At 46.5% G+C, this 21,991-nt stretch carries 24 protein-coding genes; 17 read left to right on the forward strand and 7 right to left on the reverse strand.

The features are described 5' to 3' along the window. Positions 1 to 7: 7 nt before the first annotated feature. From dsrA to DESDE_RS01350, 13 genes are all read left to right on the forward strand, one after another. Entirely contained in the window at positions 8 to 1,201 is a 1,194-nt protein-coding gene (gene dsrA, locus DESDE_RS01290; protein ID WP_014792234.1) for a dissimilatory-type sulfite reductase subunit alpha, read from the forward strand. A 13-nt stretch (positions 1,202 to 1,214) separates the two neighbouring features. Next, positions 1,215 to 2,273: a dissimilatory-type sulfite reductase subunit beta gene (gene dsrB / locus DESDE_RS01295; protein ID WP_014792235.1), complete on the forward strand. Its 1,059-nt coding sequence runs from the start codon at positions 1,215 to 1,217 to the stop codon at positions 2,271 to 2,273. Between the two features lie 43 nt (positions 2,274 to 2,316). Continuing rightward, positions 2,317 to 2,538, forward strand: a complete 222-nt coding sequence (locus DESDE_RS01300; protein WP_014792236.1) for a hypothetical protein — start codon at positions 2,317 to 2,319, stop codon at positions 2,536 to 2,538. 101 nt (positions 2,539 to 2,639) lie between these two features. Beyond that, positions 2,640 to 3,230, forward strand: coding sequence for an RsbRD N-terminal domain-containing protein (locus DESDE_RS01305; protein WP_014792237.1), 591 nt, complete (start codon positions 2,640 to 2,642; stop codon positions 3,228 to 3,230). Beyond that, positions 3,227 to 4,228: a sulfate reduction electron transfer complex DsrMKJOP subunit DsrM gene (gene dsrM, locus DESDE_RS01310; protein WP_014792238.1), complete on the forward strand. Its 1,002-nt coding sequence runs from the start codon at positions 3,227 to 3,229 to the stop codon at positions 4,226 to 4,228. Before DESDE_RS01305 ends, dsrM begins: the two co-directional genes overlap by 4 nt. Before the next feature lie 9 nt (positions 4,229 to 4,237). Next, the gene (gene dsrK / locus DESDE_RS01315; RefSeq protein ID WP_014792239.1) at positions 4,238 to 5,866 is read left to right on the forward strand and encodes a sulfate reduction electron transfer complex DsrMKJOP subunit DsrK; all 1,629 of its coding nucleotides are present in this window, start codon (positions 4,238 to 4,240) and stop codon (positions 5,864 to 5,866) included. Continuing rightward, the gene (gene dsrJ / locus DESDE_RS01320; protein WP_014792240.1) at positions 5,859 to 6,302 is read left to right on the forward strand and encodes a sulfate reduction electron transfer complex DsrMKJOP subunit DsrJ; all 444 of its coding nucleotides are present in this window, start codon (positions 5,859 to 5,861) and stop codon (positions 6,300 to 6,302) included. The genes dsrK and dsrJ overlap by 8 nt, the downstream gene beginning before the upstream one ends. Further along, positions 6,299 to 7,093, forward strand: a complete 795-nt coding sequence (gene dsrO / locus DESDE_RS01325; RefSeq protein WP_014792241.1) for a sulfate reduction electron transfer complex DsrMKJOP subunit DsrO — start codon at positions 6,299 to 6,301, stop codon at positions 7,091 to 7,093. The genes dsrJ and dsrO overlap by 4 nt, the downstream gene beginning before the upstream one ends. Then, entirely contained in the window at positions 7,086 to 8,237 is a 1,152-nt protein-coding gene (gene dsrP, locus DESDE_RS01330; protein ID WP_014792242.1) for a sulfate reduction electron transfer complex DsrMKJOP subunit DsrP, read from the forward strand. The genes dsrO and dsrP overlap by 8 nt, the downstream gene beginning before the upstream one ends. A 49-nt stretch (positions 8,238 to 8,286) precedes the next feature. Next, the gene (locus DESDE_RS01335) at positions 8,287 to 8,604 is read left to right on the forward strand and encodes a TusE/DsrC/DsvC family sulfur relay protein (protein WP_014792243.1); all 318 of its coding nucleotides are present in this window, start codon (positions 8,287 to 8,289) and stop codon (positions 8,602 to 8,604) included. A 61-nt stretch (positions 8,605 to 8,665) separates the two neighbouring features. Beyond that, the gene (locus tag DESDE_RS01340) at positions 8,666 to 10,132 is read left to right on the forward strand and encodes a cobyrinic acid a,c-diamide synthase CobB (RefSeq protein WP_014792244.1); all 1,467 of its coding nucleotides are present in this window, start codon (positions 8,666 to 8,668) and stop codon (positions 10,130 to 10,132) included. A 161-nt stretch (positions 10,133 to 10,293) separates the two neighbouring features. Continuing rightward, a complete protein-coding gene (locus DESDE_RS01345) occupies positions 10,294 to 11,298 on the forward strand; it encodes a LysR family transcriptional regulator (RefSeq protein ID WP_172637575.1) in 1,005 nt (334 codons plus the stop codon). An 18-nt stretch (positions 11,299 to 11,316) separates the two neighbouring features. Continuing rightward, positions 11,317 to 12,177 (forward strand): nitrilase family protein, encoded by an 861-nt coding sequence (locus tag DESDE_RS01350; RefSeq protein WP_014792246.1) that lies wholly within the window; start codon positions 11,317 to 11,319, stop codon positions 12,175 to 12,177. 94 nt (positions 12,178 to 12,271) lie between these two features. On the opposite strand, the gene DESDE_RS21960 is transcribed toward DESDE_RS01350, so the two are convergent. Continuing rightward, positions 12,272 to 12,415 carry a hypothetical protein gene (locus DESDE_RS21960; RefSeq protein ID WP_014792247.1) on the reverse strand — a complete coding sequence of 48 codons (144 nt, stop codon included), beginning with the start codon at positions 12,413 to 12,415 and terminating at the stop codon, positions 12,272 to 12,274. Positions 12,416 to 12,670: 255 nt separating this feature from the next. On the opposite strand from DESDE_RS21960, the gene nrdR reads away from it, so the two are divergent. Then, complete coding sequence (gene nrdR / locus DESDE_RS01355) at positions 12,671 to 13,135, forward strand: transcriptional regulator NrdR (protein WP_014792248.1); 465 nt, start codon at positions 12,671 to 12,673, stop codon at positions 13,133 to 13,135. 143 nt (positions 13,136 to 13,278) lie between these two features. Further along, on the forward strand, positions 13,279 to 15,660 hold the full coding sequence (locus DESDE_RS01360) for a vitamin B12-dependent ribonucleotide reductase (protein ID WP_014792249.1): 2,382 nt from the start codon (positions 13,279 to 13,281) through the stop codon (positions 15,658 to 15,660). 133 nt (positions 15,661 to 15,793) lie between these two features. Here the strand turns inward: DESDE_RS01360 and DESDE_RS01365 are convergent, their stop codons facing one another. After that, a complete protein-coding gene (locus tag DESDE_RS01365) occupies positions 15,794 to 16,729 on the reverse strand; it encodes an EamA family transporter (RefSeq protein ID WP_014792250.1) in 936 nt (311 codons plus the stop codon). Between the two features lie 321 nt (positions 16,730 to 17,050). Here DESDE_RS01365 and DESDE_RS01370 point away from each other — a divergent pair, with 321 nt between their 5' ends. Beyond that, complete coding sequence (locus DESDE_RS01370; RefSeq protein ID WP_014792251.1) at positions 17,051 to 17,602, forward strand: GNAT family N-acetyltransferase; 552 nt, start codon at positions 17,051 to 17,053, stop codon at positions 17,600 to 17,602. 143 nt (positions 17,603 to 17,745) lie between these two features. On the opposite strand, the gene DESDE_RS01375 is transcribed toward DESDE_RS01370, so the two are convergent. The 4 genes from DESDE_RS01375 to DESDE_RS22315 all read right to left on the reverse strand — a co-directional run bounded on the left by DESDE_RS01375 (position 17,746) and on the right by DESDE_RS22315 (position 19,852). Continuing rightward, positions 17,746 to 18,102 carry a YopX family protein gene (locus DESDE_RS01375; RefSeq protein WP_014792252.1) on the reverse strand — a complete coding sequence of 119 codons (357 nt, stop codon included), beginning with the start codon at positions 18,100 to 18,102 and terminating at the stop codon, positions 17,746 to 17,748. A 91-nt stretch (positions 18,103 to 18,193) separates the two neighbouring features. Continuing rightward, positions 18,194 to 19,075 (reverse strand): DMT family transporter, encoded by an 882-nt coding sequence (locus tag DESDE_RS01380; RefSeq protein WP_014792253.1) that lies wholly within the window; start codon positions 19,073 to 19,075, stop codon positions 18,194 to 18,196. A gap of 109 nt (positions 19,076 to 19,184) precedes the next feature. Then, positions 19,185 to 19,418, reverse strand: a complete 234-nt coding sequence (locus DESDE_RS22310) for an alkyl sulfatase dimerization domain-containing protein (RefSeq protein ID WP_050981779.1) — start codon at positions 19,416 to 19,418, stop codon at positions 19,185 to 19,187. Continuing rightward, positions 19,418 to 19,852 (reverse strand): MBL fold metallo-hydrolase, encoded by a 435-nt coding sequence (locus DESDE_RS22315; protein WP_345787842.1) that lies wholly within the window; start codon positions 19,850 to 19,852, stop codon positions 19,418 to 19,420. The genes DESDE_RS22310 and DESDE_RS22315 overlap by 1 nt, the downstream gene beginning before the upstream one ends. Positions 19,853 to 19,960: 108 nt before the next feature. Between DESDE_RS22315 and DESDE_RS01390 the strand changes: the two genes are divergently transcribed. After that, the gene (locus tag DESDE_RS01390) at positions 19,961 to 20,911 is read left to right on the forward strand and encodes an MraY family glycosyltransferase (RefSeq protein WP_014792254.1); all 951 of its coding nucleotides are present in this window, start codon (positions 19,961 to 19,963) and stop codon (positions 20,909 to 20,911) included. A gap of 60 nt (positions 20,912 to 20,971) precedes the next feature. Here DESDE_RS01390 and DESDE_RS01395 read toward each other — a convergent pair whose 3' ends face one another. Continuing rightward, positions 20,972 to 21,874, reverse strand: a complete 903-nt coding sequence (locus tag DESDE_RS01395) for a hypothetical protein (RefSeq protein WP_014792255.1) — start codon at positions 21,872 to 21,874, stop codon at positions 20,972 to 20,974. Positions 21,875 to 21,991 lie beyond the last annotated feature (117 nt).

The raw sequence follows: 21,991 nt of genomic DNA on the forward strand, positions 1-21,991 counted from the left end.
TAAGGTCATGGCTGAAAAGAGAACGCCACAACTGGATGAGTTAGAAAAAGGACAATGGCCCAGCTTTGTGACGGAAATCAAAAAGGCTGCCGTGAAAAACGAAGCCTCGAAGGAACTCCTTCATCTCTTAGAGAGATCCTATGAGGAAAAGAGAGGGCATTGGAAACACGGCGGTATCGTTGGAGTTAAAGGTTATGGTGGTGGAGTAATCGGTCGTTACACTGATTTGCCAGAAGAGTACCCGAACCTTGCTGCATTCCACACGGTACGTATTAATTCCCCAAGCGGTTGGTTCTACAACACCAAATCCCTTCGCACAATCTGCGATATCTGGGAAAAACGCGGAAGCGGACTCATGAACTTCCACGGAGCTACTGGAGATGCTATCTTACTTGGGACAACCACTGACCAACTTCAACCCATTTTTGATGATTTGAGTGAGGAAGGTTTCGACTTGGGTGGTTCCGGTTCTGACTTAAGATCTCCCAGCTGCTGCGTTGGACCAGGACGTTGTGAACATGCTTGCTACGACACCTTGGAAGCTTGCTATAACATCACCAACCAGTACCAGGATGAATTGCATCGCCCCATGTGGCCCTATAAATTCAAGATTAAATTCTCCGGCTGTGCTAACGACTGCACCGCATCTATCGCTCGTTCTGACTGCGCCGTCATCGGAACTTGGAGAGATACCCTTACCATCGATCAAGAAGCGGTCAAAGCTTATGTGGCCGAAGGTCTGAATATCCAAGCTGTAGTATGTGACCGTTGCCCAACAAAAGCTATGAAATTCAATGCTGAGACTCAAGAATTAAGCGTTATTGCTGAAGAGTGCACCCGCTGCATGCATTGCATTAATAGGATGCCCAAAGCCATCGCTCCCGGAAAAGAAAGAGGAGCAACCATCCTTCTGGGTGGAAAATCTACCATCGTTCAATCCGCTTTCATGGGTTGGGTTATCGTACCCTTCATGAAGATGGAAGCAGAAAGTGATTTCCAAGAGTTCAAAGATATGATCGAGCGTATCTGGGAATGGTGGGATGAAAACGGTAAAACTCGTGAGAGAATCGGGGAAACCATCTACCGTCTGGGTATGACCAATTTCCTCACTTCAGTTGGTCTGCCTGCCGTACCACAAATGGTTTACCGTCCACGTGCTAACCCCTATGTCTTCTGGCCAGAAGATGAAATAAAGAAGTAAGAGGTGGTTAATAATGGCAATTTTAGATCAGGGGCCACTAAATTATAAAGAACAGCTGCCGCCCATCATTAAAGAGAATTACGGGAAATGGCGTTACCATGAAAATCCGAAACCAGGCGTTTTGAAACACGTTTCAGAATCCGGTGCAGAATTATACAGCATCCGTGTTGGTTCTCCCCGCCTTGTGTCCCTGGATTTCATTCGAGAAATTTGTGAACTGGCTGATGAATATTGTGATGGCTACCTTCGTTTCACTGCCCGTCACAATGTGGAGTTCTTAGTATCTGATGCGGCTAAAGTTGAACCTTTGATCGCAGCTCTTGGCGCAAAAGGTCTTCCCGTAGGCGGAACAGGCGCATCCATCAGCAACATCGTTCATACTCAAGGTTGGGTCCACTGCCATACGCCTGCTACCGACGCCTCCGGTGTGGTTAAAGCAGTTATGGATGATCTCTATGAGTACTTTGTTTCCATGAAATTGCCTGCTCAAATGAAAATGAGCTTAGCTTGCTGTCTGAACATGTGCGGCGCTGCCCACTGCAGTGACATAGCAATCGTTGGTGTTCACAGAACACCACCTCGCATCGACCATGATAAGATCCGCAAGGGAACTGAAATTCCCAGCCTAGTGGCCAGCTGCCCAACAGGCGCCATCCGTCCCAATCCCAAGGAAAAGAGTGTCGTAGTTAACGACGCAAAATGTATGTACTGCGGCAACTGCTACACCATGGCACCCGGTATGGAGATTATCGACCCAGAAAACGATGGAATCGCCATCTTAGTTGGTGGTAAGGTAGCTAATGCCCGGACTAACCCCATGTTCTCCCGGATGGTTATCCCCTTCCTGCCTAACAACCCGCCTCGCTGGCCGGAAGTCACCGAAGCCGTTCGCAACATCGTTGAGACATGGGCGGCTCATGCTCATAAAGGTGAGAAAATGGGTGAATGGATCGAGAGAATTGGTTGGGAAAGATTCTTTACCTTAACCGGTATCGAATTCACCGACAAGCTCATCGACGACTTCATCTTCTCCAGAGAAACCTTCCGTACATCTGCAGCGTTCAAATATTAAGCGTTCCCATTAAACTTTCAATACATTTAGGGGGGAAATGGATATGCAAAAAGGAGCTGCCGACCCCGTTATTAAGGAAAAGGTCTTAGCTTTTCTGGACACCGTTGAGAAGGCAAAAAGCAAGGAAATTGCTGCTCAAATCGGAGAAAAGAAATCCGATGTGGATTTAGCAGTCAAGGAACTTGCTATGGAGGACAAAGTGGAGTATCTCTATATCACCACGACCTTCATCGCCCTCAAAGGCAAAGTCAAAGAACCAACCTAAGCCTTCCGAAACAACACTACTCAGATGGAACTCGTTGCAGGAGGTACTCCTCCTGCAACGAGAAAACTCCTTTCACAATAAATATCAAGGAGTTGGCTTATATGGATAAGGCCTTAAGAAATCTCCTCACGGAAAAAAAATCCCTCATCATTGAGAAATGGTGTCGGGAAATCATCAATACCTATCCCAAAGACACAGCCCAATTTCTAAGAGAAAAACGTGATGAGTTTGCAAATCCTATAGGAAACACCATCAACCAGGGTATTGAGCAAACCTTTACAGCCTTAGTCCAAGAAAATAAAGAAGATGAAGTGCATTTATTTTTAAAGGATATGATTAAGGTGAGGGCGGTACAGAGTTTTACTGCTTCCCAGGCTGTGAGTTTTGTGTTCCCCTTAAAAAGGATAATTCGAGAAGAACTGGGCAAGGTGGCTGAAGAAGAGCGTATGGCCAAGGCTCTTCTGGAGTTTGAAACTCAAATTGACCAGTTAGCACTTGCTTCTTTTGATATATATTCAGAATGTCGCGATAAGCTAGCGGATCTCAAGACGATGGAATTAAGAAATATGACCTACCGGCTATTGCAACAAGCGGACTTAGTAACACCCCGTTCTGATACGGAACCTGAGGAACCAAATTCTGAACCAGAACCCTTTCTGGTCAATACCAAGAGAAAAGAGGTTGTAACGTGAAAGCCTTATTTTCTTTAATCGCTGTATTAATATTGATGCTTATTCCTCTGGCAGGAGTAGGGCTGGCCAATTTACAGGGTCTATTTGGCATTATTCTTCCCTATGCAGCCATCATCCTATTCTTAGGGGGATTCATCTATCGGGTCATCGGTTGGGCCCGTACCCCTGTGCCTTTCCGAATCCCAACCACTGTAGGTCAAGGCAAGTCCTTTGACTGGGTTAAGCAAAATAAGATTGAGAACCCCACCTCCAACATCGGAGTCATCCTCAGAATGGCTATGGAAGTTTTTCTCTTCCGGTCCTTATTCCGAAATTCCAAGACCGAGCTGAGGAATGGGGAGAATGGCCCCCAATTGGCCCATGGCTCCAATAAATGGCTCTGGCTCTTTGGCCTTATGTTTCACTGGTCCTTATTAATCATCCTCATTCGTCACTTAAGATTGTTTTTGGAGCCGGTTCCGGCGGTTATCAGTTCCTTGGATAGTCTGGACAGTTTCTTCCAGATTGGCTTACCTGCTCTCTATATTACCGACATTCTTATTGTCGCCGCATTGACCTTTCTCTTCCTGCGGAGAGTTGTGGTTCCTCAAGTGAAAACCATCTCTCTGGCCGCTGATTACTTCCCCCTCTTCCTTCTCATGGGAATCGCAGCAACAGGAATGCTCATGCGTTATATATTCAGAGTGGATATCGCCGGCATCAAGGAATTTGCCGTTGGGTTACTCACTTTCACCCCTCATATCCCTGAAGGAATCGGCACCATTTTTTATGTTCATCTGTTCTTTGTAAGCTGCTTATTTGCCTATTTCCCCTTAAGCAAGCTGATGCATATGGGGGGGATCTTCATGAACCCTACCCGGAACATGAAGTGCAACAACCGTATGGAAAGACATATCAACCCTTGGAACTATCCCGTTGAAGTCCATACTTATGAAGAGTATGAGGACGATTTCAGAACGAAAATGATGAAGGCGGGTATCCCGGTGGAGAAGGAGTGAAATTAAACAATGGCAAAATATAAACTCCCTAAGTCGGAAGAACTGTCCAAGATAGATTATAAGCCCGGCTCCACGGACTGGATGGATACCCCTGTCACGACCCCCTTCGAACCGGGTACCTTCTGCTGGGGCGCCAAGGGCAGAAACCTGGAAACAGTAGGGTTTCCCAACGCCCGGGATTGGTCTCCTGTAGATGAAGACTGGCAGTTGCCGGAGAACTGGAAATCCACAGTCATCGAAGGAATCGGTGAGCGGCTGACCAAGTATCGTTCCTTTAAAATCATGATGGACATCTGTGTCCGTTGCGGAGCTTGTGCCGACAAATGTCATTTCTACATCGGGTCCGGGGATCCCAAGAACATGCCGGTTCTCAGAGCTGAGCTCTTGCGTTCCGTTTATAGAAGATATTTTACCCCCTCCGGAAAATTTCTGGGACGTCTGGCCGGTGCCAGAGACCTTACTCCAGAGGTTATTAAAGAATGGTGGTATTATTTCTATCAGTGTACAGAATGCCGCCGCTGTTCCGTCTTCTGTCCTTACGGCATCGATCAGGCGGAGATCACCATCATCGGCCGGGAATTGCTGAACCTTTTAGGGCTGAATATTGACTGGATCGCCGGACCTGTGGCCAACTGTTATATGAAGGGTAACCACTTGGGCCTGGAGCCCCATGCCATCACCGGAAACATAGAAATGATGTGTGATGATATCGAAGACATCACCGGAATTCGTGTAGAACCGACCTTCAACCGCAAGGGTGCAGAGATTCTCTTCGTCACTCCCTCCGGAGACTTAATGGGGGATCCGGGAATCTACACCTGCATGGGCTATCTTATGCTCTTCCATGAATTGGGTCTGGACTACACCTGGAGCACCTATGCTTCTGAAGGAGGAAACTTCGGCTTCTTTACCTCCAACGAAATGGCCAAACGCTTAAATTCCAAGATCTATGCAGAAGCCAAACGACTTGGGGTCAAGTATATCATTGGCGGCGAGTGCGGTCATATGTGGCGGGTCGTCAATCAGTATATGGGTACTTGGAACGAACCGGCTGATTTCCTGGAAGTTCCGGTATCACCCATCACAGGAACCCGCTTTGATAACGCGGCTTCCACCAAAATGATTCATATTGCGGAATTTACGGCAGATCTGATCAAGCACGGTAAATTGAAACTGGACCCAAGCCGCAACGACCATCTTAAGGTCACCTATCACGACTCCTGTAATACTTCCCGTGGTATGGGACTCTTGGATGAACCCCGCTATATTATCCAAAATGTCTGCAATAATTTCTATGAAATGCCGGAAAGCACCATCCGTGAAAAAACCTTCTGCTGTGGCAGCGGTTCCGGACTCAATGCTTCCGAGAATATGGAAGAGCGTATGAGAGGCGGCTTCCCCAGAGCTAATGCTGTAAAATATGTTCAAGACAAATATGGTGTCAATATGTTAGCCAATATCTGCGCTGTGGACAGAGCTGCTTTCCCGGCCCTCATGGACTACTGGACCCCCGGAGTGGGTGTCACCGGAGTGCATGAACTAGTGGCCAATGCCCTGGTCATGACGGGTGAAAAGGAAAGAACCACAGACCTGCGCGGCGAGGATTTACCCGAAAAGGGGGTAACATCAGATGAATAAGGGAGGAAAAACAATCGGCGGTCTTTTGATCTTTGCGGTAATCGCCATCATGCCCTTCCTTTACAATATGGGTAAGGCGGATGCCAAGCCACAGATCAACACGGATACCCCGGTGATACGTGAATTAGGGGCAACCCAGTGCATCGAAAGCACGGCATTCATGAGAGAAAACCATATGCAGCTCTTGTTGGAATGGCGGGATGCTGTAGTTCGCGAAGGGAAAACGACCTACACCAACAGTCAAGGAGAACAATTTGAAATGAGTCTCCAGAACACCTGCCTGAACTGTCATAACGATACGCCTGAAACGGTTTACTACACAGCCGAAACAGCCAGCCTGGGTGATAACCAGTTCTGCTACTCCTGCCACAATTATGCGGCAGTGGAGCCTGATTGTTGGGCATGCCATACCGGGCCAAGGGAGGCAGAGAAATGAGCATCAATCGAAGAGATTTTTTGAAGAAAGCCGGAGTTATCGCTGCCCTGGGGTTAGGCGGAGCTGTTACCCTGGATGCCTTTGAACTCTTGGAACCTCTTAAAGCAGCAGATTTTACAAGTGAAAATAAATTAGCTGCTCAGCGCTGGGCCATGGTTATCGATATGAGCAAACTCACTCAGGGGGATATCGACGAAATCATCAAAGGCTGTCACGAGCTTCATAATGTCCCGGATATGGGGAATCCCAAGGATGAAATCAAGTGGATCTGGACGGATACCTATGAACATGTCTTCCCTGGTGACGAAAACCATTATCTGGACGAAAAGACAAAGACGATGCCTTTCCTGACTCTTTGCAATCACTGTAACTATCCCCCTTGTGTCCGCGTCTGTCCTACTCAGGCTACCTTCAGACGAGAAGATGGGGTAGTGGGAATGGATATGCACCGCTGTATCGGCTGCCGCTTCTGTATGGCCGCCTGTCCCTACGGAGCACGCAGTTTTAACTACTGGGATCCCAAACCTCATATTGCGAAGATCAATCCGGAATATCCACACAGAACAAAAGGCGTCGTAGAAAAATGCAATTTCTGCATGGATCGCCTGGATCAAGGACTTGAACCTGTCTGTGTGGAGAAATCCAAAGGAGCACTTGTCTTTGGCGATTTGGAAGACCCACATTCTGAAGTGAGAAAACTATTAAGCACCCATTATTCCATTCGCCGTAAGCCGGAATTGGGCTCACAGCCCAGTGTCTACTATCTGATCGGGGGTGAGGAGCGTGCTTGAGAAATCCTTATCCGGCAGTAAAAGATATTGGCTATGGGTCGGCTTCTTGCTGGCAGTTATCCTTGTAGGGTTTTTAGCTTACCTGAGGCAATATAACGAGGGCCTGGGAGTCACCGGCATGAGCAGAGATGTCAGCTGGGGCCTTTACATTTCCCAATTTACCTTCTTAGTAGGAGTCGCCGCCTCTGCAGTTATGGTTGCCATTCCCTATTACCTTCATAATTACAAGAAGTTTGGCAAAATCGTGATTCTCGGAGAATTCTTAGCCGTACCTTCCGTCATCATGTGTATCCTGTTCATCTTCGTGGATGTGGGACGTCCCGACAGAATTCTGAACGTTTTGCTGCATCCCACACCCCATTCCGTTATGTTCTGGGATATGTGTGTATTATGCGGATATCTGCTCCTCAACCTCGTGATTGGCTGGACTGCTTTAGGATCAGAACGCAAAGGATTCCCACCTCCGGCTTGGGTTAAGCCTCTGATTTATCTTTCTATTCCCTGGGCGGTCAGCATTCACACCGTAACAGCTTTCCTCTACTCCGGGATGCCGGGAAGACATCTTTGGCTTACGGCCATCATGGCAGCCCGCTTCTTAGCCTCAGCTTTTGCAGCTGGACCTGCCTTGTTGATTCTTCTCTGCATGATCGTCCGCAAGGTAAGCACATTCGACCCAGGAAAGGAAGCCATTCAATCCTTAGCTAAAATTGTCACTTATGCTATGATTGCCAATGTATTCTTCTATATCCTGGAGTTCTTCACCGCATTTTACAGTAATATTCCCGGACACATGCATCCTTTGCAATACCTCTTCGCAGGTCTGCATGGATATGGTCAATTGGTACCCTTTATGTGGGTTGCTGTCGTTCTTGCCTTTGTGGGGATCTTCTTACTGGTTGTCCCTAAATTCCGGCGAAACGAAAAAATCTTACCTTTCGCTCTTCTCTCTGTCTTCATAGCGGCTTGGATCGATAAAGGGTTAGGTTTGGTCTTAGGCGGATTTGTTCCTACCCCATTGGAACATGTGGTGGAATACACCCCGACGGCCACGGAACTGGCGATTACCTTTATGATCTATGCCATCGGTGCCCTGCTCATCACGATCCTCTACAAAGTCGTCATTGGTGTCAGAGAAGAGATATAAAAGTTTTCTCAAGAAAACTCAAAATAAAGAAACAAGGAGGAATTTTAAAATGGCTGAATTAGTAGTAAATGGAGTGTCCTACGAACTCGACGAAGACGGCTTCTTAGAAGATGCTTCCGAATGGAATGAGGACGTAGCGAGAGCTTTAGCTCCTAACGAAGATGTAGAAGAACTTACCGAAGAGCATTGGAGGGTGATCAATTACCTCCGTGACTACTTTGACCAATATGGGGTAGCTCCCATGGTCCGTAAACTTCTCAAAGATACCGGCTACGATCAAAAAACCATCTACAATCTGTTCCCAACAGGCCCTGGAAAAGGCGCCTGTAAAATCGCCGGACTTCCCAAACCAACCGGTTGCGTATAATCTAAACTAAGACTTTGCCCCGGATAGTTCGGGCTCCGGTAAGAGAGAAAGGATGAGAGCAATGACCATTAATAATGAAAATCCACAAATGAATACTCTCAGTATCCCTCGCTTGGTTATCGGGGCCCCTCAGGGGCGAAGCGGAAAGACAACCTTTACCCTTGGACTCCTGCGTGCTTTAAGCCGACAAGGCATTCCTGTTCAACCCTACAAAAAAGGTCCGGATTACATTGATACCAGTTGGCATACTGCCGCCGCCGGAAGAGTATCCCGCAACCTGGACTCCTTCATGATGAATCAGGATGATATCTGCCGATCCCTGGCGCAGCACTCTCAGGATTGTCAATTCAGTCTTATTGAGGGTGCTATGGGTCTTTTCGACGGCTTAGATATTAATGGCAGCGCTTCCACAGCTGAGATAGCTAAAGTAACGTCATCTCCTGTCCTGCTTGTTCTTGATGCAACCCGGATTACCCGCAGTTTAGGAGCTATTGTCATGGGATGCCAACACTTTGATCCCAATATTAATATTGTAGGCGTGGTGTTGAATAAAATAGCCCGTGCCCGGCATGAGAAGCTGGCCAGGGAAACCATCGAACAATACTGCCGGATTCCAGTAGTCGGGGCGATCCCTAAAGATTCGCGGATTCTGATTCCTGATCGTCATCTGGGACTAGTCACCAATGGAGAATGGTCTGAGACCGATACCTTTCTGGATAATCTTGCTGATGTAGTTAGTGAAAGCGTAGACATAGCCAAAATTATGGAACTGGCACGGACTGCTGCCCCTCTTTCTTTCTCAACTCCAAATTTTTCTGTATCTCAGGGATATTCACTTAAGGCAAAACCCTCTGCACCGCGCATCGGAGTGATCCGCGATGCGGCATTTTCCTTTTATTATCCGGAGAACTTGGATGCCCTTGAGTCTAAGGGAGCAGAATTGGTGACCATCAGTGCTCTTTCCAACAAATATTTGCCTAAGGATCTCGACGCCCTATATATTGGGGGAGGCTTTCCTGAAGTCTTTGCCGAGCAATTAGCCAACAACGGTACGCTTCGCGAGGAGATACGATTAGCAGGAGAGGACGGTTTACCCATCTATGCCGAGTGCGGAGGCCTCATGTTTTTAGGAAGGTCCATCATAACCGGTGATGGTTCCTATGACATGGTAGGATTGCTCCCTTTGGATACCAAGATGGAAAAGAAGCCCCAAGGACATGGTTATACTGTCATGAAAGTTCTGGAGAACAATCTTTGGTTTCGTCAACAGAAGGTCCGTGGCCATGAGTTTCATAACTCCAGTGTGCTTAACCTGGATCGAGCCAAGATTCAGTTTGGCTTTGAGGTGGAGCGGGGACACGGTATTGATGGCAAGCATGAGGGGATATGCTATAAGGGCGTATTTGCTGCTTATAATCATATTCATGCCCTGGGCTCTCCCGATTGGGCGGAACAAATGGTAAAGCTTGCAGCTCAGCACAAAGAACGGCGCTCAAAAATCATTTTTGAATTATTTAAAAGCAGCTGACTCCCTCTTATTGGTGATAAGAATTTCTGATAGTATAAAAATGAAGAGCCATCTCTTTGTTGTGGAAGAGATGGCCCTTTTTGGTAAATAGTGTGATGCACCAAAAAAGTCGGTCATTGTCAAGTGATTGTATTATAATGAACTTGATATAAATATTTTAAATGGACAAGGTCTTTTGGGTAAGAAAGGAGCGAAGACTTTTGTTTGAACAACAGTTTGTCGTCTTTAAGGAAGTTGCGGATACGAAGAACATTACCCTGGCTGCGAAGCGCTTGCATATGAGTCAACCCAGCATCAGCCTGCAGATTCAGAATATGGAGAATCTCTATGGAGCACGTTTTTTCAATCGAACCAATAAGGGAGTTACCTTAACCAAAGCAGGGGAAGTTTTTTATGATCATGTGAATAATATACTAAACATTCTCTCCGTTGCCCAACAACAAATTAGTGTATTAACTGAAGATCAGAGGGCACTCATTTATATTGGGGCTACCCTGACCATTGGTGAATATATTCTGCCGAGTATTTTAGCTTACCTGTATAAGATCCGCCCCGATGTGGATTTTAAGGTAAAGATCGCCAACACTGAGACTATATCTCAAGAGGTTATCGAAAAACGCATTCATATCGGGCTTATCGAGGGTCCGGCTCCCCGTAATAAAGAAATTATCGTCGAGAAGTTTTGGCAGGATGAACTTGTGGTGGTTGTTCCTTCCTTCCATCCCTGGGCTACCCGCCACAGCATTACTTTGGCCGAACTTTCTAAGGAACGGCTCATTATGAGAGAGGAAGGCTCGGGTACACGCAAAGTTACCGAACTGGCTCTCAAGGAAAGGGGCCTTGAATCCTCTCAGATCAACGTAACCATGGAGCTGGGAAGTACCCAGGCCATCAAGAAGGTAGTGGCAGCCGGTATTGGCATTACCATTATTTCCTCCCTGACGGTTAGCCGGGAATGTGAAAATGGCTTGTTTAAGGTCTTAAAGATTCAGGATTCCCCTGTGTACAGACCCTTGAATATATTAACACTTGCACATACTTCTCAAACTAAGGATGAACGCTTCCTTATTAATATGCTTCATGATAGGGATCTTATCGAGGATATCATCAGTGGAAACTGTGAAGATGACAAAGACCTCTATCCCTGCGGCTGTCAGGAAGGATAGAAGGAAAGGAATAGCAGCATGTTACAGGATGTTCGGATTGGACTGACTCAATTCGAGGCGAAAGTGGGGGAGACGGAGAGAAACCTGCAGGAGATTACTCGGATAGCAGAGCGTGCGTCCTCCCAAGGGGTCAGGCTGTTATGTTACCCTGAGTGTGCACTTCATGGTTACTCTCCTAAGGATGCCTCGGACATTGCGGACACACTGGATAGCATGGCGGTAGGCCGTCTCAGGGAATGCGCCCGGGACCTCGGTCTCCACTTGCTTGTGGGTATGATCGAAAAATCTCCGGATCAGAAGAAGCCCTATATTTCTCAGCTTATTGTCTTTCCGGATCGTGAGCCAAAAGTCTATCGCAAAGTCCATCTTGGTCGTATTGAGCAGCATTATTTTACCGCCGGGGATTCCTTCCCCATTTTTGAAGCAGCTGGAGTCAAGTTTTCTGTGGGGATATGCTGGGATTGGCATTTTCCGGAGCTTTCAGCCATCTTCTCTTTAAAGGGAGCAGAAATTCAATTTGCCCCCCATGCTTCCCCTGTAGTCTCCGGAGATCGTAAAGAGATTTGGAAGAGGTATCTGGGAGCTCGGGCCTATGATAATTCAGTCTATCTTTGTGCTTGTAATCTTGTGGGCCCCAACAACAGAGATAAGGAGTTCAGCGGCGGGGTTTTGGTCTTCGGACCCAAGGGAGAAGTGTTAGCCGAAAATCAAGATACACAGGAGTCACTCTTTGTGGTTGATCTCCCGGCTAAGCCCATCAATACTTTAAGAAGTCCGAAGCGGCAGTCCATGCGCGACACTTTTTTCTTGGCGGACCGTCGGAAAGAACTTTACAGAGAGCTTTTAGAGCTTGAAATAGAAAAGATGCCTCATGACTGAAAAAGCTGGCTAATGTAATCAAGGAGCTGTGGAGAGAGAACCTGAAGTTCACCTTTCCTCAGCTCCTTTGTCCTTTTGCACTGAACAGCGGCACTTAACCCTTTCCTTGCATGACCTGGTCCTTAGATAGACCATGTCCGTCCCGAGAATCCATGCTGGGGGCCTTATCCGGCTTATGGTTCTGAGAGGGTTTCGTATCCGGGTTGGCCGATTTGTCGGGCAGCTTTTTCTCCACCATAAGGCACACCTCCTTCCCATCTTTAAGACTGATTTTCCTGGAAAAATAACAGAGTGTATTTTTATAGTCTGCCCTGGGTCTCAAAATTCATGTTTTGACAGAGCAATTATTTTGGACGAGTCCATACGCAAGAGAGTGAAGAGGGACGAGTGACATAAAAAGAGTGCAATAAGGAAAAAAGGGAAATTCGAGTTTTGACATACTACATATAGTGTTGATAAGATAGATTGGACGCTATATATAGGGGGTGTGGAATTGCATTGTCCATTTTGCGGGAATGATGAGACGAAAGTCCTGGAATCGCGGCAAGTGGAAGAAGGGACCGCTGTACGTCGGCGGAGGGAATGTGAACGGTGTGCCCGACGGTTTACCACCTTTGAGAAATTTGAAGATACACCGTTGATTGTAGTTAAAAAGGATGGGCGCAGGGAGGAGTTTTCCCGGGGGAAACTGAAAGCCGGAATTTTAAGAGCCTGTGAAAAGCGGCCCATCTCTATAGAACAGATCGAAACGATGGTCTATGAGATCGAAAAAGGTCTGCGCAACGGCAGCGACCGTGAGGTGCAGAGTAAGGCGATTGGTGAAGCGGTCATGAATGCTTTGGTCCATCTGGATGAAGTCGCTTATATACGATTCGCTTCCGTCTATCGGGAATTTAAGGACGTACAGCGTTTTTTAGAGGAGCTTCATGAATTAGTGGAAAAAAAGAGCAGCAAATGATTGATCTGAAAGGTGATCTCTTCTATGTCCCTAAGACTGAGGAAAATAGGCCCAGGGACCTATTCTAAATTAAGCGAATATCCTCCAAAATAGAAGAGAAAATACATAAAAGATAAAGTTTTAGAGAAAGTTGGGGATTAATTTTGAGTTTCCAAGAATCAGCACCGAAAACTTGGCTGAGAGCCAATTTAACACCCAATGCCCGGGTCATCCTGGAGAAACGCTATCTCAAACAGGAGAATGGCAAGGTTGCGGAGAGCCCGGAAGATATGCTTTATCGGGTCGCCAGCGTCATAGCCCAAGTGGAAGAGACCTTTGGCAAAACAAAAAAAGAAGTCAAAGAACTGGCCAAATCCTTCTATGAGATGATGGCGAAGCTGGAGTTTATGCCCAATTCCCCGACCTTAATGAATGCAGGCCGTGACCTGGGTCAACTTAGCGCCTGTTTTGTTTTGCCCGTGGATGATAGTATGGAGGAAATTTTCGATGCTATAAAAAATGCAGCGATTATTCATAAATCCGGTGGGGGAACCGGCTTCAGCTTCTCCCGCCTTCGCCCCAAGAACAGCACCGTCCGTTCCACCGGCGGAGTAGCATCCGGCCCCGTGTCCTTTATGAAGGTCTTCAACGCCGCCACTGAAGCGGTGAAGCAGGGGGGGACTCGCCGCGGAGCCAATATGGGAATCCTGCGGGTGGATCATCCGGATATTATGGAATTTATCACCTGCAAAGAAAACAATAAAGAGATTACTAATTTTAATATTTCCGTAGGCGTTACGGAAGAGTTTATGAAGGCGGTCCAGGAAAAACGCCATTATAACCTGATCGACCCCCATACCAAGGAAGCCGCCGGACAGCTTTATGCACCGGAAGTCTTCCAATTGATCGTGGACCACGCCTGGAGAAACGGCGAACCGGGAATCATCTTCCTGGATCGTCTGAACCGGGACAACCCCACTCCTCAGTTAGGGGATATCGAAGCCACAAATCCCTGTGGTGAGCAACCACTTCTTCCTAACGAAGCCTGCAATTTAGGCTCGATTAACCTTAAACTCATGGTTACTGAGAAAAATGGGAAAGCCGTAGTGGATTGGGAGCGCTTGGGACAAATTACCCGCATGGCCACCCGTTTCCTGGATAATGTCATTGAAGCCAACACCTATCCCCTCCCGGCCATCGAAGAGATGGTTAAAGGCAATCGCAAAATCGGCTTGGGTGTTATGGGCTTTGCGGATATGCTGATTCTTCTTCAGACCTCCTATGCTTCGGAAGATGCCGTAGAGTATGCCGAGAAGGTCATGAACTTCATTCAGACTGAGGCCCGCCTGGAGTCTCAGCGCCTGGCTGAAGAGAGGGGTACCTTCCCTAACTATAAAGGCTCCATCTATGACGGGGTCCGTCCCCTGCGCAATGCCACCTTAACCACCATCGCACCGACAGGAACCATTTCCATGATCTGCGGTGCTTCCAGTGGGGTTGAGCCTCTCTTTGCAGTGGCCTATACCAAGACCGTCATGGATGGGACCCCTTTAGTCGAAGTTAATCCCATCTTCCAAAGCCTCGCCGAAGAATATGGTTTCAACTCCCCGGAGCTTATGCGTAAGATTGCGGAGAAAGGGACCGTTCTGGGCTTCCCGGAAGTGCCTAACTGGATTCAGGAGGTCTTTGTCACGGCTCAGGAGATCGAGCCCGAATGGCATATCCGCATTCAGGCCGCTTTTCAGGAGTATACGGATAACGCCGTTTCCAAAACTATTAACTTTGCCAATGAAGCTACCCATGAAGATATCGCCAAGGCCTATGAGCTGGCCTATGAGCTCAACTGCAAGGGCTTAACCGTTTATCGGGATGGCAGCCGGGAAGAACAAGTCCTCTCCACAGGAATCACCAAGAAGGCTGAAGATGCCAAGGGACAGGCTTCAGGAGCTGAAAAGGATTCAGATGAGGTCGTCATTCCCAAGGTGCCCTTCATTCCAGAAGTGAACACCGTATTACCCCGCCCTCGTCCCACCACCACCACAGGAGTCACGGAAAGGATCCGTATCGGCTGCGGTAACCTCTATGTCAGCGTTATGGCTGATGACAAGGGAATCTGCGAGATCTTTACCAACACCGGCCGGGCCGGAGGCTGCTCCTCCCAATCCGAGGCCACAGCCCGCTTGATCTCCATCGCTCTCCGCTCCGGAATCTCCGTGGATGCGATCATTGAGCAAGTCAAAGGCATCCGCTGCCCCGCTTGCATCCGCCGGGAAGGGGTCAACGTCACCTCCTGCCCCGATGCCATCGCCCGTGTGATCAAGGAACATGTAGAGCTGGGCAAAGGCAGGATCAATTCCATAACGGTTCAATCCCAGCCGGCCGTGGAAGAAAAGCCGGTCCAAACCAAGAGCGCTTCCATCACCACCCCTCAAAAGACCCGGGCCACAGTGGCCGAAGGCAACGCCTGCCCTGAATGCGGCATGGGCATCAACCACGAAAGCGGCTGCGTCGTCTGCACCCATTGCGGCTATTCCAAATGCGGGTGATGAGAGGATCAGGTATATAGAAGGGGCCGAGGGAAATTTTAAATTTCCCTCGGCCCTTTTTCGTACAATTTTTACTCATAGTATAGAGGATATAATGTAAAACCCTCTAATGTCATACAACTAATGATGCTCATCATGGTAAACTTACCTCTATCCCATTGGCATCAACCCTGCTTTTTTTGTGCCGGATATTGCCGCAAATAATTCCCGTCAGTATCAGAAAAACTCCAAGCCATTGTGTCCAGCTCACATGCTCGGCTAAAACAATAGAAGACATGATAATTGCTACTGGAAGCTCGGAAGCCGGCAGTATAGTACCAAGTCCGGGGCCAACGTGCGGCATTCCGATGGAGAATAGCAGTGGCGGTAGAACTACTCCGAAAAGACCGAGAAGTAGCCCATATGGCATCAAGCGAAATAAAACCGGAAAATTGAATAAAAAGGATGGCGGGAACAGTAAAAATACAACGATCAAGGCGCCGGTGGCAAAAAGAGCGCTCCTTACTACAGGGGGAACGTTTTTTTCAACAGAACCGCTGAGAAAAATAAATGTGGTAAACGTTAAGGCGGAAAGCATTCCCCATAGGATTCCTTGCCACGAAAGAACAGCTCGCTGCCCTGAAAAGATATTTGCAGCCAAAGCAGAGCCAATGATTAGGATGGATATCGAAACCAGTTTTCCTTTTGTAGGTTTTTTCTTGTTAAATATCCAATCGACTAATGTACCAATCCAAACAAACTGAAACAAAAAGATAATTGCCAGTGAAGCATTCAAGGTTTGTAAGGACTGATAATAAAATGTGCCTGTCAGACCGAACGGAATGCCGGACGCCAGTAGCTTTAATGCTTGTTTGAGGGTTAGTTTCTTCGCCTTTGTAACCAGAACGAGGCTCCAGATAAGGATGGTTCCGAAAAAATATTGCGCCCCTGTTACTACGGATGAAGGGAAGCCTGCTGAATAAGCGAGCTTGACAATTGTTGACAGCATGCCATAACAACAACCGCCCAGAAAAACTGTTAACGCATAATGCCAACTTTTTATAAGAATTACCCCTTTCTCAAAAAACACCACATCCTAAAAAGGTTTTAAAGATATAACTTAACATTGTTTGCAGTGAATATCAAGGCAGATGCTTCTTGTAGTTGGAATCATCCGGAGTTTCTTGTTTTCCAACCGTTTTTTATTTACATCCAGTTCAAGGGCCTGCTTGGGTTTTTGTATTTCCTCCGCCGACTGTTTCAGATTGTCGCGCTCCCGGTCAGCCGTTCTCTTCCGGCAGCGACACCTTCAACCCTTTGCCGATCTCAATAAAGTTGTTAAGCACCAGTTTTTCAGTTGGTGTATAATCGTATTAATACATTACTAGATATAAAATATCGGAGGATATCAATGATTTATCGAAACGCTGTTCTTAGTGACATACCTGCTATTGCAGAATTACAGAAAAAATATCATATTGCCACCATTAGTGAAAAGGACAAGCCGGATGGCTTCGTCACCACCTTATTTACAGAAGAGCAGTTTAAAGAATTAATTGAAAAAGAAAATGGAATTACAGTCGCCTTTGACAACAAGAAAATCGTGGCTTATGCCATGGCTGCCTCCTGGGAGTATTGGGCTAAATGGCCTCTTTTTCAACATATGATTAAGGATTTGAAGAATACGGAATATAAAGGGAATATCCTTTCGACAATAAACTCTTATCAGTATGGGCCGATTTGTATTGACAAAGATTACAGGGGTACGGAAGTGCTCCTGAAGGTTTTTGATTTTTCCAGACGGCAAATGAGTCAAAAATATCCGATCCTGATCACCTTTATTAATCAGATCAATCCTAGGTCATATTATGCTCATACTAAAAAACTTGGTCTTGACGTCATTAAAAAGTTTGAGTTTAACAATAATACATACTATGAACTGGGTTGTGAAACTTCCTTTTAGCGATGCCTCCCCAGAGGGAGTTTCTGGGACTGTTATCTATCCGTTAGAATTCTTGAGTAAAGAAAAAGGGGCCTACCCATCTTGTGCGCCGGCACTTGTGGGTAGGCCTTTTCTATAGAATCACTTCATGAAGAGATAACGGTTTAAAGATTCTCCGTTTCATACATATTTCCGATGACTTTGCCCGTCGGGAGGATGTCGGCATCCTTCGCTGGGGAACCTTTTAGAGATATAAGCTCAAAGGCCGCCTGGGATTCATTCCAGTGAACTTTGTAAATCTCATAGTCGATGAGAACCAAATCCGCTTCATAGACATCCGTGCCATCCTCATCCCTTAAACCGGTCCATTGCAGCAACTCATATTTCTCAACAGGATCCCAGGACTTCGTGGGTATGCTTACGGCAAAGGGATTGCAGCTTTGGATATCAAAACTAATGGCTTGGGGATTATGCATTTTCTTGGACACTTTATTCCATACGCGAAATTTCAGTAATTTCAAACCGACGCCTCCTTAACCTTTTAATGAATACAACCATTAATACGGATAAGGAAGCAGATTTTAAGAGTAAATAACAATGGTAATTATTTCTTTACGTGGTAAGAGAAGAGTTTGGTGGGATTCTTCGACGATATAATTCCCCGAAAGCAGCGCCGCCTAATATCAGAAGAGCGCCAAGGATTTGGACTAAGCTTAATCTTTCCCCAAGGAGAGCGGCCGAAAAAAGCAAGGCGGAAAGAGGCTCCAGATAACCGCAAATAGCTACGGTCTGCACCGGCAAATTGCCGATGGAGGAAAAATAGAAATAACAGCCGATACCGGTATTGACAATGCCCAAGATCAGAATAGGAATCCAATCTTCCGCCGCAATATGGACGGCAAGGCCCTGCTTCAGGCAAAGGAAGAGGAAGACGGTGGCAAAGCTTGCCATCAGCTGCAACATAGAGTTTTCAAGTCCGGTTATACTGACCGCCTTTTTATTGAAGATCACCATAATCGCATACATCACTGCGGATAATAGCCCGCACATCAATCCGAAAAGGGTCTTCTCCTCAGTCATCGCTTGGCCGGAAACAAAGAGCATACCTACCAGCACGGCAAGAAAGCCTAAAAGCTTAGCACTTGTCATCCTTTCCTTGAAAAGAAGAGGGGAAAGGACCATGACAATCACAGGGCCGCAATAATAGGCAAGGGTGGCAATGCTCACACCGATTTGGGTATACGCTTCATAAAGGAACATCCAGCTGGCGCCCATGGCTACCCCGGATAGGCTCAGATAGAGAAGATGGGATTTATTACCTAAAAACCCCATCTTCTGTTTGGAAAAACCAAAGACAAGAGCTAGAAACAAGCTTCCTATAAGTGTTCTTGTAAATACAATTTCATAACTGCTTAAAGAAATATGACTGGCCACAATTCCGTTGAAGCCGAACAAAAGCAAGGATGCTATGTATTTGATATACGACCTATTCATGGGTGTCTCCATTTCCGTTGTATCGCTTATGAGTAGATCATGATCTTGACCTATACGGCATGACAACGGAGAAAGTATATCATATTTCTAAACGCTGGAAAAGCAAATCTTAACCTTTCAATTCAGCCAGCAACTCCTTGGCACAGGCAAGGTAATAGTGGCGGCCATTGGCGCTGGTCTCCATATGACCGAGGCTCATGAGTCCCTGGGCTTTGTATTTCTTAGCTTGTTTATGGGAAGGGTCCGTAGCAATCAATAGATCAGCAAGGACGATACCCCATTGATAATCCTGGCTATCCAAGGCCTGGCGGATGGCGGTTAGAACAGTCTCTTCTCCTCCCATCAGTGCAATGGTTTTTTGACTTGTTCCTCTTGATACACTGTGGTCGGCGGCACCATAGCGTATTGCCCCTCCCCTTGAACCTTGCCTTCCCGAATCCCGAGGCCTTGGGTAATGATCTCCTCGTCGCTGAGTTGGTAGCCGAACTGTCGGGTACCGCGCTGATTGAGCACATCTTGGAGGGCATTCATTCGTCCCAGGACAGGTTTGTAAGGAGCAAAAGCAATGATTTCCGGATCGCTGTCCATGAAGGCGCCGGCCCCCCCACGGTGATCCGGATGACCGTGGGTGTAGATGATGGTCTTAACCGGTTTGTCGGTATACCGGGCGATAAGAGATTTGAGGGTTTTGGCCCGTTCATCGCTGTCCAGGGTGTCGATCAGAATGACTGAATTTTCGGCGATAATAAAGCCTGCATTGCTCTGGGAATAGGCTATAAGGCTTGATCACTTTTTGAGGATAAAGTGCTATATAAATGTTATAATAGTAAGGATTTATAGTTAATTTGTATTGTGTCAGGTGATATGAGGGAGGCAAAGCTTTTCATGGAGTTCATAGTACCCTTTCTTTTCGTATTTATGATTGTTTTCATGAGCATACCTTTATTGGAAAAGCTTGCGGTGAAGTGGAACTTTATTGATAAACCTACGGAAAGAAAAAAACATAAACGCCCCGTTCCTTTACTGGGCGGAGTAGGGATTTTTTTAGGCTTTATGAGTGGTTACTTAGTTTTCGTAAGACCGATAAATAAGCAATCCATGGCCATCATGATCGCTTCTGCTCTCGTCTTATTGATTGGACTGCTTGACGACTGGTATAAAACTCTTGGCAAGGAGTTTCCGGCGTTACCCAGACTCTTGGTTCATATCATTGCGGCCTGGATTGTGTTTTCTTCCGGGATCGTTTTCTACGGCTTTACGAACCCCTTGACACATAACTACATTGTATTGCCTTATATAGTTCAGCTTATCTTAAGTATCATGTGGATTGTAGGGGTTACTACGGTGATCAATTGGTCAGATGGCATTGACGGTCTGGCGGGAATTTTATCTGCTATTGCAGGTGCCACGCTTTACGTGGCCGCCTTGGCAAAGGGACAAGGGGATTCGGCATTGCTTTCGGCATTGCTGGTCGGAGCAGCCTTGGGATTCCTAAGATATAATAAACACCCCGCGAGGATCTTTATGGGGGATTCGGGTGCCAATTTTCTCGGGTTCATTCTTGCCATTGTCGCTTTAAGCGGCGCTTTTAAACAGGCTACCCTAGTCTCCTTGAGTATTCCCATACTTGCTCTCGGAGTCCCGATTTTTGATAATCTTATCGTGGTCTTTAAGAGATTTTCTCGTGGGGAATCCATCTACAAGGCGGATGCAACGCAAATCCATCATCGCTTGATTTCTTCCGGTCTCAACCCCAAACAAACAGTAGCCTTTATCAGTTTGATGAGTGTATGCTTCAGTTTGTTATCTATTATTATTCTGCTGTTAGATATTTAAAAGGCAGCTGCCCAATGAACGGTAAGGTTCATAAGGCAGCTGCCTTTTTTCCTACATAAACTAAAGTTTTTTGATCAGGGCACTTATGGTATTAGCATCCTTGTCTTCCCCATAGAACTCGATTTGAAAGCCGTCGAAGAGGTAACGCATGGTATAGATATCCTCGAACTCCGAATCTTGACCGAAACTATCGGGCATTCCCAGTTTGTCACTGACCTCATTAAAGGCCTCGCCGATTTTTACTCCTAAGATTTCCTGCTGGCCCTCAAGGAAGATTTCCGAAGAAATGGCCTCATTATTAAAAAGAATCAAGGTATTGTCAAGATTAATCTGAGTGGCCTCAGCGGCTCCCCCCTCTTCAGTCTCTACGGGCACTTTTTGGGATTCAACCTTGGTAATCTTTTCGACTTCAGCAAGGGGTTTGCCTAAGAGACTTAAAGTGGGATGATTCTCAGCGTAGACCTTAACAACGGCCTTTTTAGCTTCTTCAGCACTGGTATAAGCATCTTCGTTGAAGACATAGGTGCTCCAGGTCGTTGGCTCCGGGTCATTTACCGACTTCATCTCCAGATAATAGATATCTTTATTAATGTAGCTGGCCACTTTGTAAGGCTCTTTGTCTTCACTATTAATAAAAATATCCAAAAGCAGTTCGACACTATCATAATAGACTTTCCCGGTTTTGCTATGAACAAAATCGACGACTGGAGCTCTGCCATTCACCATATGTTGAAAAGCATAGATAGTCTGATCACCAACTTTTGCTTCTTTCAAAAAAGCTACAGTATGTTCTGTCTTGGCTAAGAGTTCTTGATAGAGAACCCGGAGAGCTTCCTCTTGACTCAGAGTAGAAGAATGAGTGGGTGATGTTGCTCCAATGGGAGAATCCACACCCTTACTTCCACCGCAGCCTGTCAGGAGCATCGTTATTCCAATTAATGTGGCTAGGAGCGCTTTTCTCACGGTATCACCTTCCCCTCCTGTTACTCTTCATGTCATTATTTCGACACACTTAGGATTAAATCCTTTATCCTTTTTCAGCAAGATACTTACTTTTCTTGGTAGGGAAATTTGATTTTA

This window comes from Desulfitobacterium dehalogenans ATCC 51507, assembly GCF_000243155.2.
GTDB lineage: Bacteria > Bacillota > Desulfitobacteriia > Desulfitobacteriales > Desulfitobacteriaceae > Desulfitobacterium > Desulfitobacterium dehalogenans.